The sequence below is a fragment of the Pseudomonas sp. dw_612 genome, from assembly GCF_018449725.1.
Taxonomy (GTDB): domain Bacteria; phylum Pseudomonadota; class Gammaproteobacteria; order Pseudomonadales; family Pseudomonadaceae; genus Aquipseudomonas.
In genome coordinates, this window is record NZ_JAAVVC010000023.1 from 80513 (window position 1) to 94851 (window position 14339).

Consider the following 14339-nt stretch of genomic DNA (forward strand, 5'->3'; position numbering starts at 1 on the left):
AAATCGCAATAAACGAAAACAGCGCTTGTTTAAGACTCTTTTGCCATCAACGCCTGAACGTAATCAACAAACGCCCGCGCCTTGGCACTGGCCATTCTCCCCGTCGGAAACACCGCCCACAGGTCCTGATTCGGCAAGGTCCAATCGCGCATCACTTCCACCACCGCACCGCTGGCCAGTTCTGGCGCAAACATCCACTCGGACGCCATGGTCAGCCCCAGGTGAGCCAGCACGGATTCGCGCAGGCCTTCGGCGGCGTTGACGCGGATTCGGCCGCTGATGATCACCGGGTGCTCTTCGCCGGATTTCTTGAACGGCCAATGGGCGCCGCCGCCCAGGCTGTAGACGACCGCCTGATGTTTAGTCAGCTCGGCCGGGCAGGCCGGTTTGCCGTGTTGTTCAAAGTACTGCGGCGTGCCCAGCACCAGGCGCCGGCATTCGGCGACTTTGCGCGCGGTGAGGCCGGAGTCGCTCAGGGCGCCCATGCGCAGGGCGATGTCGACGCCTTCTTCCACCAGGTTGACGTTGCGGTCGTCGAGCATCAAATCGATGTTCAATTCCGGGTGCTGCTCAAGAAACGGCCCCAGGTGCGGGACGATGTGCAACCGGCCGAAAGTCACCGCGGCGCAGATCCGCAGGTTGCCGGTCAAACCACTGGCGGCACCGCGCGCCGCGTTGTCGGCTTCGTTGGCTTCTTCGATGGCGCGCTTGGCCCGGTCGAAAAAGGCCAGCCCGGCTTCGGTGGGGGTCAGGCCGCGGGTGGAACGCAACAACAGCCGCACCGACAGCCGGGTTTCCAGTTGCGCGATGGTTTTCGACACGGCGGGCTGGCCGATATTCAGACGCCGCGCCGCTGCGGAAAACGAGCCGGTTTCCACGACGTAGACGAAGGTTTCCATTGCGGCCAGGCGGTCCATCTGAAGTCCTTGTGCAAGTCTGACTGTTGCAGGGGATCCCCTGTGGGAGCGGGCTTGCTCGCGAAAGCGGTCGGTCAGTCAACATCTCTGTTGGATGTGAAGCCGCCTTCGCGAGCAAGCCCGCTCCCACAAGAGAATGATGGGGGGGCAGATCGTTATCAAAACGCTGCTTTACCCACCGAAGCCCCGCCATCGACAAACAACGTCTGCCCGGTGATGAAGCCGCTCTGCTCGGACAACAGAAACGTAATCGCCGAAGCGATTTCTTCCGGCTGCCCCAACCGGCCCATCGGCACGCCAGCCAGATAACGCGCTTCACCTTCACTGCCAACCGGGTTGTTGGCGCGGAACAGTTCCGTCTCCGTCGGGCCGGGGGCCACGGCGTTGACCGTAATCCCGGTTTGCGCCAGTTCCAGTGCCCAGGATCGGGTGAAGCTGACCAGTGCCGCTTTCGCCGCCGCATACGCGGTGCGTTGGGTGATCCCGAGCACTGTGAGGCTGGAAATATTCACCACCCGACCCCAGCCTTTGGCGCGCATATTCGGCAGCAGCGTCTGGGTTGCTTGCAGGGCCGAGTGCAGGTTGACCCGCATCACGTCGTCGAAAGCATCAAGGTCGATTTCCCCCAACACCTGCGGCCGAACCAGGCCGACGTTGTTCACCAGGCCGTCGAACTCATACGTGGCGGCCAGATCCGCCAGCACTTCCCGGGTCAGCGCCCGGTCGCTCAGGTCCAGTGGAAACAGCGTGCCGGGGAACGTCAGGTCGGGTGTCCGGGCAATGCCGACCACGCGATGACCGGCACGGTCCAGGTGCTCGGCCACAGCACGGCCAATGCCTTTGCTGGCGCCGGTGATGAGAAATGTGCGTCGGGTCATGACAATTCCTTTCAGGACGTGCCGCGGGTCAGGCGGCACTTGATCGGTTCAGCCGCGAAGCGCATCCAGCATCGCTTCAGGCTCTGGCCGCTGAGTGTAATCCGGGTTGACCTCGGCGTAACGAATCACGCCATCCTGACCGATCACATAACGCGCCGGCATCGGCAGGGTCCAGGACGGATCATCGTTAAAGGTCGGCAAATCGTTACGCAGGTTCTTGTACAACTCGACCAGGTAATCCGGCAACTCGAAGCGCAGGCCAAAAGCCTGCGCCACATCGTTGTGAGTGTCGCTCAAGATCGGGAATTCCAGCCCATTGGTGCGCACCGATTTGCGGCTGTTGGCGGCGATCTGCGGCGAGATCGCCACCAGGTTAGCGCCAGCCTCTTGCAACGTCGGCAGGAAGGCCTGCAGGGCTTGCAACTCCATGTTGCAGTATGGGCACCAGACCCCGCGATAGAACGTCAGCACCAACGGACCCTTGGCCAGCAAATCGGCGGAAGACACGGGTTTGCCATCGGGATCCTTGAGGGTAAACAACGGCGCCTTGTCCCCGACCTTCAGGGCTTTGCCGGCCGCGCCGGAAGCGATCAACTCAGCGGTGGCGCGCTCCATGATCGGGTGGATTTCCGCCGGAGCGTTGTAGGGCGGTTTACCGGCCTTGAAATCGGCTTTGAAGGCATCGAGTTGTGCTTGCAGGGTCATGATCGTAATCCTTGGTGGGGAAGCCGGTTGGCTGGGATCAATGGTGACCTTGGGCGGGAGAGGGCGGAACGTGGGTGGGGGGCATAGGATTCATTCTTTGGGGGAATGTCGTGTCTCGAATCACACTCTGTAAAACAACCGAACGTCGTACTTCCAGTTTTCATGCTTGAATAAAGATAACTCTAGAGTTACTTTTGTTTGGCCGGAGCAAGGAGGCTGGTGGTGCAAAGCAGGCTATTGATCAAGGAGCTGGAGGAGGCGGGCTGGACACTGGATCGGGTCACCGGCAGTCATCACATCTTCACTCACCGTTACAACCCATACACGATTCCCGTCCCGCACCCGAAAAAAGATTTACCGATCGGGACGGTTAAAAGCATCAGGAGGCGAGCCGGGCTGTATTGCCCGCCTGCCAGTTACACAGGAGATCCATAATGCAATATCCCATCTGTATCGAGTGGGGCGACGAGAACACCGCCATCGGTATTCAGATCCCCGATATTCCGGGCGCAGTCACTGCCGGGGATACGTTTGAAGACGCCTATAACGCGGCGATTGAGATTGCTCACATCATGCTGCAGGAGATTGCGGCTGACGGGGAGCCGATTCCAATGCCGACTTCAGCGGCCGCACACCGTGGCAATCCCGAGTTTGCTGATATGGGCTGGGGAATGCTGGAGCTGGACATTGCGCCTTACATGGGCAAAACCGAGAAGGTCAACGTGACATTGCCCGGCTATGTCATCCAGCGTATCGACCGCTATGTGCGGGAACATAACGTCAAAAGCCGCTCCTCCTTTTTGGCGGATGCGGCGATGGAAAAATTGGTTCGGCATTGAATGAAACAACATGTTCACGGGCAAGCCGGCAAAGGGCATGCCCGTGAGCGATCAACGTGTCATCGCGCTTGATCGGGAGGTCTGCAAAGGTCAGTCATACCATGGTGGCTGATGAGCTCCCTGATCGACGTTCCCAGTGCACTTTGACTCAGGGCTATTTCAACTTCGCCGGTGTAGGACTCGTCAACATGTCCCCGTGTGTCTGCACTGGTGAGCGGGCTGATGCTGCTGTTCTGAGGGCTGAGGCGAAAGGTTGTGTAGGGGATGCCTGGGGTTGGCTTGTTCCTTTGCCGGGTGCTCATAAAGTCGAAGGAATAGGTTCTCCTAATGGAGTCCATGCACGCTGTAACGGTCTGCGCCGGCGACGCTTCGTTGTACATCACCACCGCCTTCTCGCCGAACTGCAGAAACAGGCAGCCGAACCACCATATGCAACTGGCGAGAACGGACAGGCCCCAGGCGCGCACCACCCCCACTCTGGAAAACAACAAGTTCAGCAGATAAGGCCAGGTCATCATCGGCAGAAAGTATTTGCCAATCTTCCAGGCCCAGCTCTGATTACCAAGCCAGATTCCCGGGTTGTAGATCATCACCAGCATGACGAGGGCGTAGAACACCACTGCCAACGTCCACACCACAAAGTTGGTGGCAAAACGACTCTCGTGCCGGGTTCGTTGTTCTTCCTTCAGTTCGGCGATAACTTGCGTAAAGTCGGTTTCAGCCACGGGAGGAGGGTTGGCTTTGCGTTCTTTATCGCGCAACGCCTTACGCTGGCGTCGCAGACGCTCAGGGTTTTTCGAAGTCATGAGGGGGAAATCTTCCTTGATTGCGCTGTTCGACGGCAGCTCCGTGTGTGCCTGGATGATTACAGGCACCTGAGCGGGCGTGAGGATAAACATCCACGCCCGCTGCGTCGATAGGGGGCTCGATCAGGCCGGCACGGGCTCTGCGACGCGCGAAACACTCAAAAACCGCACCAACGCCAACAACGGAAACGCACTGCCCACAATCACGATCCACAACCAGCCGCCGTGTTCATATACCGCGCTGGCCACCGAAGAACCAAATGCGCCGCCGATGAAGATGCTGGTCATGTAGAGCGCGTTCAAACGGCTGCGGCTTTTGGCGTCGAGGGCGTAGACCGCGCGTTGGCCCAGGACCATGTTCATCTGCACGCAGAAGTCGAGGACCACGCCGGTGACGGCCAGACCGATGACGCTGTAGGCCGGGTGGATGAACGCGGGCAGGAAACTCAGGCTGGCGAACACCAGGGCCAGCAGCGATGCGATGCGGGTGTGGCCGGCATCCGCCAGGCGTCCGGCAATCGGCGCGGCGATGGCACCGATGGCGCCGACCAGGGCAAAGATCGCGATCTGGGTCTGGCTCAGGCCATGATTGCGTGCCAGTTCCAGCGGCACGGCGGTCCAGAACAGGCTGAAGGTGGCGAACATGCAACCCTGGTAAAACGCCCGCTGACGCAATACCGGTTGTTGACGCAGCAAGGTCCACAGAGAACCGAGCAACTGACCGTAAGAAGCGCTGTGATCAGGCTGGCGCTTGGGAATCGTCAACGCCAGCACGATGCTGATCGCCGCCATCAGCGCCGCCGCAATGATGAACATTGCGCGCCAGCCGAAGTGGTCAGCCACCACGCTGGACACCGGCCGCGCCAGCAGAATCCCCAACAGCAAACCGCCCATGATCCCGCCGACCACCCGGCCGCGAGATTCTTCCGGCGCCAGATGTGCGGCCAAAGGAATGAGGATCTGTACCGATACCGAACTGAAACCCACCAGCAGCGAGATCAGCAAAAACACATTCGGCTGATCGGTAAACGCGGCACCGAGCAGGCTCGCGATTGCCACCAGCGTGGTGATGATCATCAGCTTGCGGTTCTCCAGCAGGTCACCTAGCGGCACCAGGAAGAACAGGCCCAGCGCATAACCAATCTGGGTCAGCGACACGATGAAACTGGCCATGGTGCTGGTCAGGCCGATATCCGGCGCGATCAAACCAATGATCGGCTGGGCGTAATAGATGTTGGCCACAATGGCGCCGCAGCAGAAGGCGAACAGCAGCACCATGCCGCGGGTCATTGTCGTGGCGCCGTGGGGCACCTGGGTCGCTGGGTTCATAACGTGTCTCGCTGAGCAAAAGAGAATGCGCGCAGGCTAATCGGCTGACCGGAACGGCGGAAGAGAGGTTGGAGTGATAGTAATCATTCCATTGCGGAATGAGTGACGGACGCGCGTGATGTCCACCGATGAACCTTGCGTCAAAACATTGAGGTCAGATGATACATTCACTTACATCTTGTTCGATAGCGTGCTTATGTTCTCTCTTCACGTTTCATAACAGGAAGGCACTTCCATGAATGCGATGTTTCGTCAGCTGATTCGGGGTGCGTCAGTGGTTACCTTGATCAGCTTGTTCACAGCAACTGCCGCCCAGGCTGCCGACGCCCCGGGCACGCGCATCGGCGTGCGCGGCGAGATTACCGGCGTCAGCGCCGACAGCTTGAAAGTCCACACCAACCGCGGCGAAAACGTGGTCATCAACCTGGCCCCGGACACCAAGGTCCGCGCCGTTACCCTGGCCAATATCGAAGACATCAAACCCGGCAGCTACATCGGCTCGGCGGCCATTCCGCAGGATGACGGCACCCTCAAGGCGCTGGAAGTTCACGTCTTCCCGCCGGAACTGGCCGGCAGCGGCGATGGCCATCGGCCTTTCGACCTGGCCAAGGGCAGCAGCATGACCAACGGCAGTGTCGGTGATCTGGTGGTCAGCAATGGCCGCACTTTGACCGTCAACTACAAGGGCGGCCAACAGAAGATTTTGGTGCCAGAGGATGTGCCGATCGTCAACCTGATGCCGGGGGATCGCAGCTTGCTCAAGGTCGGGGTGAAGATCGTGACGTTCGTGACCCAGAGCGCGGATGGAACGCTGACAGCGCAGTCCATCTCGGCCGGTAAGGATGGCGTGACGCCGCCGATGTAAGCGCCGACTCCCAATCCCCCTGTGGGAGCGGGCTTGCTCGCGAAAGCGGCTTCACATTCAAAAGAGGTGTTGAATGACACACCGCCTTCGCGAGCAAGCCCGCTCCCACAGGGGAATCCTCAGTGAATATAAATCTGATGTTCGGGCACAAAAAAGGCGACCTCTGCAGGTCGCCTTTTTCATGGCTGCTCAGCGGTTACTGCGCATAAATCTGATCAAAAACCCCGCCATCATTGAAGTGGGTCTTCTGCACGGTGCGCCAGTCACCAAAGGTCTTCTCTACCGAGAGGAAATCAACTTTCGGGAAACGATCGGTGTACTTGGCCAACACCGCCGGGTCACGCGGACGCAGGTAGTTTGCCGCTGCAATCTCCTGGCCTTCTGGCGACCACAGGTATTTCAGGTATTCGTCCGCAGCGGCGCGGGTGCCTTTTTTGTCGACGACTTTATCGACGACAGACACCGGCGGTTCGGCTTCAGCGGACACGCTCGGGTAGATCACTTCAAACTGGTCGCGGCCAAACTCGCGGGCGATCATTTCCGCTTCGTTTTCGAAGGTCACCAGCACGTCGCCAATCTGGTTGGTCATGAAGGTGGTAGTGGCTGCGCGGCCGCCGGTGTCCAGCACCGGGGCTTGTTTGAACAGTTTGCCGACGAAGGCCTTGGCCTTGTTTTCGTCGCCGCCATTCTTCAGCACATAGCCCCAGGCCGAGAGGTAGGTGTAGCGGCCGTTGCCCGAGGTTTTCGGGTTAGGCACGATCACTTGCACGCCGTCCTTGAGCAGGTCGGGCCAGTCTTTGAGGGCTTTCGGGTTGCCTTTGCGCACGATAAAAACCGTGGCCGAGGTGAACGGCGCGCTGTTGTTCGGCAAGCGGGTGACCCAGTTGTCCGGCACCAGTTTGCCGTTGTCCGCCAAGGCGTTGATGTCGGTGGCCATGTTCATGGTGATGACGTCAGCCGGCAGGCCGTCGATCACCGAGCGCGCCTGTTTGCTGGAGCCGCCGAAGGACATCTGCAAGGTGATGTTTTCGTTGTGCTCGGCTTGCCAGTGTTTCTGGAACGCAGTGTTGTAGTCCTTGTAGAAATCCCGCATCACGTCGTAGGAAACGTTAAGCAGGGTCGGTGCGGCCTGAGCCACGCTGGTCAGTGCCAGGCCAGCGGCCAGAAGTGAGGCGCCAAAGAGTTTTTTCACTGCGCATTCCTTGTTTTGCGTAGGAGTTGCTGAAGGCTGCGATCTTTTGACCTTCAACGTCATCAGACTCGTTGAAGATCAAGATCAAAAGATCGCAGCCTTCGGCAGCTCCTACGGGTTATTTTCAGTTATTGGAGGTATAGCCATCGTTTTGCCAGCGACTATAGCCGGGCTCGCATAGTCCTTTAAAGATTAAAAAGCACTTTGCTTATTCCAGTTTCTTGAACAACGCGTTGCCACACCGCGAACAAAATGCCGCGCCATGTTCGTGGCTGTTTTTCTTGCACACCGGACAGTCGTGTTGCAGTTGTTCGCCGCGCATGGCGTTGGCCAGTTCAGCGGTGAAAATCCCTGTCGGCACGGCGATGATCGAGTAACCGGTGATCATCACCAGCGACGAAATCACCTGACCCAGGGGCGTCTTCGGCACGATGTCGCCGAAGCCCACGGTGGTCAGCGTCACGATAGCCCAATAGATGCCTTTGGGGATGCTGGTGAAACCATGCTCCGGGCCTTCGATCACGTACATCAAGGTGCCGAACACCGTCACCAGGGTGCAGACGCTGACCAGGAACACCACGATTTTCTGCTTGCTGCCGCGCAACGCCGACATCAAATAGTTGGCTTGCTTGAGGTACGGGCTGAGCTTGAGCACGCGGAAAATCCGCAGCATCCGGATGATCCGGATGATCAGCAGGTACTGCGCATCGGCGTAATACAGCGCGAGGATACCGGGCACGATCGCCAGCAAATCCACCAGCCCGTAAAAGCTGAACGCGTAGCGCAACGGTTTGGGCGAGCAGTACAGGCGCAGGCCATATTCGATGGCGAAGATGACGGTGAAGCCCCACTCGATGTACGCCAGCAGGTTGGCGTAGTTCTGGTGGATCGCGTCGATGCTGTCGAGCATCACGATCACGATGCTGGCCAGGATGATCAACAGCAAGATGCCGTCGAAACGGCGCCCGGCCTTGGTGTCGCTCTGGAAAACCATGACGTAAAGCTCTTCACGCCAGTTTTTGCTGATGTCCATGGATAACGCCTGAACCGAGAATCAGCGAAGCCTAGGGTGATTCTCCTCCAGAGCGCAAGGCGTACCGGCGGCCGTGGTCTTGCCAAATGTTTGAACCGCCGTGCGGATCAGCCAGCCGGCGAGGATGAACGGCGCGGTGAGCGTCGGCAGACCGATGGCGGCAAACACCGGCGTCAGCAACAGCGCCGATGCGATGCCGACCAAAGGCAGCCACGGCTGCTGGCGCTGGGAGCTGAAGGCGAGGGCGGCGAGCACGGCGTTGTAACCACCGAGGCCGATCAATGCGCTATAGAAGTCATGATGCAGCAGGCTCCAGGCCATGCCCGCGACGGACGCCAGCAACGCCCAGCAGAAGGCACGGCGATCAGCGATCAGCAAACCCACGGCAATCATCGCACCGGCCAGCGGATGGCCGAGGAACATCACCTGGCCGAGGCCTTTGAGGGGCGCGGCGAGCATGTTCAGCGCACTGACTTCGATCAAGTGCGCGGTTGTCGACGGTGTGGCGAAGCACAGCAGCAACCAGCTCATCCCCACGAAGGGCGCCGTATAGGCAGGCAGGTATTGGCTGACCCGTGCACGTTTGAGCCACTGTTGAGTAATCATCGCGCTCAGCCCGCCGCAGGCAATGATGACCAGGGGCAACATCGCGGACCAAGGGAAATACAGGCTCAGCAGCAGGCCGAGCAGGACACCGTTGTAACTGAACAGCCCGGCCTGGCGATCAGCCTTGGCATAGCCGCGACGTTGCGCGGTGAGCAACCCGGCGACCCCGCCCAGCAGCGCACCGCCGAGCAGCGTCGGCGCGGTAAAAAGAATCGCCAACAGGCACAGCAGACCGCACAGCGGATGGCGCTGGAGGAAGATCTGACTGAAACCGTTGAGCAGGGCAGTGGCCCAGTCGGGGCAGTGGGTGTTGAAGTGGTTGGCAGGCATGATGAAGTCTTTGGTGTGTCAGGGAGACTGAGTCGCCCCATTCGCGAGCAAGCCCGCTCCCACAGAAATACGCTGTCCCTGTAGGAGCGAGGCTTGCCCGCGAAGAGGCCGGTACAGGCGCTAAATCAACGTCTCGATACGCAATGAATTAGTCGACCCCGGCTGCCCAAACGGCACCCCCGCGGTAATCAACAACGTATCGCCGCGCTGCGCCATGCCTTGCGCCTGGGCAATCTCCAGCGCCGTCGAGCACACCTCATCGACCTGCCGCAGCCGATCATTCACCACCGAGTGCACGCCCCACGCCACGGTCAGGCGGCGAGCGGTTTGCAGATTGGGCGTGAGGTTCAGGATCGGCACCGTCGGCCGCTCCCGCGCCGCTCGCAAACTCGAAGTGCCGGACTCGCTGTAATTCACCAGCACCGCCACCGGCAGCACATTACTGATGCGCCGAATCGCACAACTGATCGCATCTGAAACCGTGGCTTCAGCCTTCGGCCGGCTCACGTCCAATTGCGTCTGATAATCCGGACCGTTCTCCACCTGGCGGATGATCTTGCTCATCATCTGCACCGCTTCCAGCGGGTATTCGCCGGACGCGGTTTCCGCCGACAGCATCACCGCATCCGCGCCTTCCGCTACGGCGTTGGCCACGTCGGTGACCTCGGCGCGGGTCGGGGCCGGGGAGAAGCGCATCGATTCCAGCATCTGTGTCGCCACCACCACCGGCTTACCGAGTTCGCGGCAAACGGTGATGATGTTTTTCTGGATCTGCGGCACGCTCTCGGCCGGCACTTCCACGCCCAGGTCTCCGCGAGCGACCATGATTGCGTCGCTCAACTCAGCAATTTCCCGCAGATGAGTCACCGCCGACGGCTTCTCGATCTTCGCCATCAAAAACGCTTTGTCGCCGATCAACGCCCGGGCTTCCTGGATATCTTCCGGGCGCTGCACAAACGACAGCGCCACCCAGTCCACACCCAGCTCCAGACCGAAGCTCAAATCGCGACGATCCTTGGCGGTCAGCGGGCTCAGGTCGAGCACCGCTTGCGGCACGTTCACGCCTTTGCGGTCTGACAATTCGCCGCCATTCAACACCGTGGTGTCGATCGCGTCGGAATACTTGGTCACCACCCGCAGCCGCAACTTGCCGTCGTCCAGCAGCAGGTCCATTCCCGGCTCCAGGGCGGCAATGATTTCCGGATGCGGCAGGTTGACCCGGCGTTCATCTCCCGGCGTCGAATCGAGGTCCAGGCGCAGGGCCTGGCCGCGATGCAATTGCACCTTGCCCTCGGCAAACTTGCCGACCCGCAGTTTCGGGCCTTGCAGGTCCATCAGGATGCCGAGCGGGTAATTCAGTTGACGTTCGACTTCACGAATCCACTGATAACGCTGGGCATGGTCAGCGTGATCGCCGTGGCTGAAATTCAGGCGAAAGATATTGACCCCGGCCTCGACCAACTCGCGGATGTCTTCGATCCCGTCAGTCGCCGGACCCAGGGTGGCGAGGATTTTGACCTTTTTATCAGGCGTCATTTTTTGTGCTCTCGAGGATCAGGATGGCGCGGAAGTCGTTGACGTTGGTGCGGGTCGGCTCGGTGACGATCAGGGCATCCAGCGCCTCGAAATAGCCGTAGCCATTGTTGTTGTCCAACTCGTCGCTGGCGCTCAGACCGAGGGCAATGGCGCGGGCGTAGCTGTCCGGGGTCATGATTGCGCCGGCGTTGTCTTCGGAGCCATCGATGCCATCGGTGTCACCGGCCAGGGCGTAGACGCCTGGCAGGCCTTTGAGGCTGTCGGTCAGGCTCAACAGGAATTCGGCGTTACGCCCGCCGCGTCCATTGCCGCGCACGGTGACCGTGGTTTCGCCGCCGGAGAGAATCACGCACGGCGCCGCCAAGGGCTGGCCATGCAGGACGATTTGCCGGGCGATGCCGGCGTGGACTTTCGCCACTTCCCGGGATTCACCTTCCAGATCGCCGAGGATCAGCGGGCTGAAACCCGCCTGACGGCATTTCACCGCCGCCGCTTCCAGGGATTGCTGTGGGCGGGCGATCAGTTGGAAGTGATTGCGTGTCAGGCTCGGATCGCCGGGTTTGACGGTTTCCGATTCCGGGCTTTGCAGCCAGGTGCGCACTGAGGCCGGGACTTCGATGCTGTAGCGTTTGAGGATCGCCAGGGCTTCGGCGGACGTGCTCGGATCGGCCACGGTCGGGCCGGAAGCGATGACGGTCGCGAGATCGCCCGGCACATCGGAAATCGCGTAGGTATACACAGTCGCCGGCCAGCAGGCCTTGCCGAGACGACCGCCCTTGATCGCCGAGAGGTGCTTGCGCACGCAGTTCATCTCGCCGATGGTCGCGCCGGATTTGAGCAGGGCTTTGTTGATCGATTGCTTGTCGGCGAGGGTAATGCCTGGCGCCGGCAGGGCGAGCAGCGCCGAGCCACCGCCGGACAGCAGGAAGATCACGCGGTCGTCTTCGCTCAGGTTGCTGACCAGTTCCAGCACCCGTTTGGCCACGGCCAATCCGGCCGCATCCGGTACCGGATGCGCGGCTTCGACCACTTCGATTTTTTCGCAAGGGGCGCCGTGGCCGTAGCGGGTCACCACCAGGCCGGAGACTTCGCCCTGCCAGCAGCGCTCGACCACTTGGGCCATGGCGGCTGCGGCTTTGCCGGCGCCGATCACAATCACGCGACCGCTGCGATCTTTGGGTAAATGGGCTTCAAGGACTTGCTGCGGATGGGCCGCGTCGATGGCTGTGGCAAACAGTTCGCGCAGCAGGTGTTGCGGATCGACCGACATGGCGGGCTCCCGGAATTCTTGTTATTTGGAGGGCAACTCGGTTCCTTGTGGGAGCGGACTTGCTCGCGAAAGCGGTATGTCAGGCGACATCAATATTGACTGTGCCGGCGCCTTCGCGAGCAAGCCCGCTCCCACAGGGTTTTGTGCAGGGCTTATTTGTTATCGCGAATCGAGAAATTCGCCATGTGTTCCAGGCCCTTGATCAGCGCCGAGTGGTCCCAGTTGCTGCCGCCGATGGCCGCGCAGGTGCTGAACACTTGCTGGGCGTTGGCGGTGTTCGGCAGGTTGATGTTCAGTTCCTTGGCGCCTTGCAGGGCCAGGTTCAGGTCCTTCTGGTGCAGGCTGATGCGGAAGCCTGGATCGAAGGTGCCTTTGATCATGCGCTCGCCGTGCACTTCGAGGATCTTCGAGGACGCGAAACCGCCCATCAGCGCTTCACGCACCTTGGCTGGATCGGCACCGTTTTTCGAGGCGAACAACAGGGCTTCAGCCACGGCCTGGATGTTCAGCGCGACGATGATCTGGTTCGCCACTTTCGCGGTTTGACCGTCGCCGTTGCCACCGACCAGGGTGATGTTTTTGCCCATGGCCTGGAACAGTGGCAAGGCGCGTTCGAAGGCGTCGGCATCGCCGCCGATCATGATGCTCAGGCTCGCAGCTTTGGCGCCGACTTCACCGCCGGATACCGGCGCGTCGAGGTATTGGGCACCTTTTTCGTTGATCTTGGCGGCGAAGGTTTTGGTGGCGGTCGGCGAGATCGAGCTCATGTCGATCACGACTTTGCCCTTGCCGACACCGGCAGCGATGCCGTCGGCGCGGAACAGCACGTCATCGACCTGCGGGGTATCCGGCACCATGATGATGATGAATTCGGCTTCTTGCGCGACTTCTTTCGGGTTGGCCAGGGCGACGGCGCCACCGGCGATCAGATCAGCCGGAGCAGCATCGTGATGCGCCGACAGGAACAGGCTGTGACCGGCTTTCTGCAGGTTCAACGCCATTGGGTGGCCCATGATGCCGGTGCCGATAAATCCGATTTTAGCCATGAGAAAATCCTCTTGTTTTTATTGCTCTGGTCGCAAAATTCGTGGGGTGTCAGCGAGGGCGCCTTCGCGGGCAAGCCTCGCTCCTACAGACAGCCCGGCCCCTGTAGGAGCAAGGCTTGCCCGCGAAGAACGATGACGCGGTCTTGGATCAGATCGCGTTATGGGTTTTCAGCCAGCCGAGGCCTGCTTCGGTGGTGGTTAGCGGCTTGTATTCGCAACCAACCCAACCCTGATAACCAATGCGATCGAGGTGTTCGAACAGAAAGCGGTAGTTGATTTCACCGGTGCCCGGCTCATTGCGCCCCGGGTTGTCCGCCAACTGCACATGGTTGATCTCGCCCAGGTGCGATTGCAGGGTGCGGGCCAGGTCGCCTTCCATGATTTGCATGTGGTAGATGTCGTATTGCAGGAACAGGTTGGCGCTGCCGACCTGTTCGCGAATCGACAGGGCTTGCGCCGTGTTGTTCAGGTAGAAACCGGGAATGTCGCGGGTGTTGATCGCTTCCATCACCAATTTGATGCCCGCCGCTTGCAGCTTGTCGGCGGCGTACTTGAGGTTGCTGACAAAGGTTTTTTCCACGGTGGCGTCGTCGACGTTTTGTGGACGGATACCCGCCAGGCAGTTGATCTGGGTATTGCCTAGCACCTTGGCGTAAGCGATGGCCAGATCAACTCCGGCGCGGAACTCTTCGACCCGATCCGGCAGGCACGCGATACCGCGTTCGCCCTTGGCCCAGTCGCCGGCCGGCAGGTTGAACAGCACCTGGGTCAGGCCATTGGCATCGAGCTTGGCCTTGATCTCAGCGGAGCTGAAGTCGTAGGGGAACAGGTACTCGACACCACTGAAGCCGGCCTTGGCGGCCGCTTCAAAACGGGCGAGAAAATCCTGTTCGGTGAACAGCATGGACAGGTTGGCTGCGAAACGCGGCATGGTGGTCTCCCGTAAAATATAGGACCTGTAGCAGCTGCCGAGGCACGAGGCTGCGT

The 14339-nt window shown here is 60.2% G+C and carries 15 protein-coding genes; 3 read left to right on the forward strand and 12 right to left on the reverse strand.

From position 1 onward, the window contains the following. Positions 1–29: 29 nt before the first annotated feature. The 3 genes from HB680_RS27225 to HB680_RS27235 form a co-directional block, all read right to left on the reverse strand. Positions 30–917, reverse strand: a complete 888-nt coding sequence (locus HB680_RS27225) for a LysR family transcriptional regulator (protein WP_213941482.1) — start codon at positions 915–917, stop codon at positions 30–32. A 158-nt stretch (positions 918–1075) separates the two neighbouring features. After that, positions 1076–1795: an SDR family oxidoreductase gene (locus HB680_RS27230; protein ID WP_213941483.1), complete on the reverse strand. Its 720-nt coding sequence runs from the start codon at positions 1793–1795 to the stop codon at positions 1076–1078. Positions 1796–1843: 48 nt separating this feature from the next. After that, positions 1844–2500 carry a peroxiredoxin-like family protein gene (locus HB680_RS27235; RefSeq protein WP_213941484.1) on the reverse strand — a complete coding sequence of 219 codons (657 nt, stop codon included), beginning with the start codon at positions 2498–2500 and terminating at the stop codon, positions 1844–1846. A gap of 222 nt (positions 2501–2722) precedes the next feature. Between HB680_RS27235 and HB680_RS27240 the strand changes: the two genes are divergently transcribed. After that, entirely contained in the window at positions 2723–2935 is a 213-nt protein-coding gene (locus HB680_RS27240) for a type II toxin-antitoxin system HicA family toxin (RefSeq protein ID WP_163909086.1), read from the forward strand. Continuing rightward, the gene (locus HB680_RS27245; protein WP_213941485.1) at positions 2935–3339 is read left to right on the forward strand and encodes a type II toxin-antitoxin system HicB family antitoxin; all 405 of its coding nucleotides are present in this window, start codon (positions 2935–2937) and stop codon (positions 3337–3339) included. Before HB680_RS27240 ends, HB680_RS27245 begins: the two co-directional genes overlap by 1 nt. A 59-nt stretch (positions 3340–3398) precedes the next feature. On the opposite strand, the gene HB680_RS27250 is transcribed toward HB680_RS27245, so the two are convergent. Both HB680_RS27250 and HB680_RS27255 read right to left on the reverse strand, forming a co-directional pair. Further along, a complete protein-coding gene (locus HB680_RS27250; protein ID WP_213941486.1) occupies positions 3399–4238 on the reverse strand; it encodes a hypothetical protein in 840 nt (279 codons plus the stop codon). 30 nt (positions 4239–4268) lie between these two features. Next, positions 4269–5474, reverse strand: coding sequence for an MFS transporter (locus HB680_RS27255; protein WP_213941487.1), 1206 nt, complete (start codon positions 5472–5474; stop codon positions 4269–4271). Between the two features lie 235 nt (positions 5475–5709). Between HB680_RS27255 and HB680_RS27260 the strand changes: the two genes are divergently transcribed. Then, positions 5710–6339 (forward strand): DUF5666 domain-containing protein, encoded by a 630-nt coding sequence (locus tag HB680_RS27260; protein WP_213941488.1) that lies wholly within the window; start codon positions 5710–5712, stop codon positions 6337–6339. Positions 6340–6535: 196 nt separating this feature from the next. Here the strand turns inward: HB680_RS27260 and HB680_RS27265 are convergent, their stop codons facing one another. The 7 genes from HB680_RS27265 to hyi form a co-directional block, all read right to left on the reverse strand. Next, the gene (locus HB680_RS27265; protein WP_054049411.1) at positions 6536–7531 is read right to left on the reverse strand and encodes a sulfate ABC transporter substrate-binding protein; all 996 of its coding nucleotides are present in this window, start codon (positions 7529–7531) and stop codon (positions 6536–6538) included. Positions 7532–7739: 208 nt separating this feature from the next. Further along, positions 7740–8564, reverse strand: a complete 825-nt coding sequence (locus HB680_RS27270) for an ion transporter (protein WP_213941489.1) — start codon at positions 8562–8564, stop codon at positions 7740–7742. A gap of 21 nt (positions 8565–8585) precedes the next feature. After that, a complete protein-coding gene (locus HB680_RS27275) occupies positions 8586–9500 on the reverse strand; it encodes an urea transporter (protein ID WP_213941490.1) in 915 nt (304 codons plus the stop codon). A gap of 120 nt (positions 9501–9620) precedes the next feature. Further along, on the reverse strand, positions 9621–11036 hold the full coding sequence (gene pyk, locus HB680_RS27280) for a pyruvate kinase (protein ID WP_213941491.1): 1416 nt from the start codon (positions 11034–11036) through the stop codon (positions 9621–9623). Continuing rightward, positions 11026–12306, reverse strand: a complete 1281-nt coding sequence (locus HB680_RS27285; protein WP_213941492.1) for a glycerate kinase — start codon at positions 12304–12306, stop codon at positions 11026–11028. The genes pyk and HB680_RS27285 overlap by 11 nt, the downstream gene beginning before the upstream one ends. Positions 12307–12458: 152 nt before the next feature. Beyond that, a complete protein-coding gene (locus HB680_RS27290) occupies positions 12459–13352 on the reverse strand; it encodes a 2-hydroxy-3-oxopropionate reductase (RefSeq protein ID WP_213941493.1) in 894 nt (297 codons plus the stop codon). Positions 13353–13500: 148 nt separating this feature from the next. After that, positions 13501–14283 carry a hydroxypyruvate isomerase gene (gene hyi / locus HB680_RS27295; RefSeq protein ID WP_054049422.1) on the reverse strand — a complete coding sequence of 261 codons (783 nt, stop codon included), beginning with the start codon at positions 14281–14283 and terminating at the stop codon, positions 13501–13503. Positions 14284–14339 lie beyond the last annotated feature (56 nt).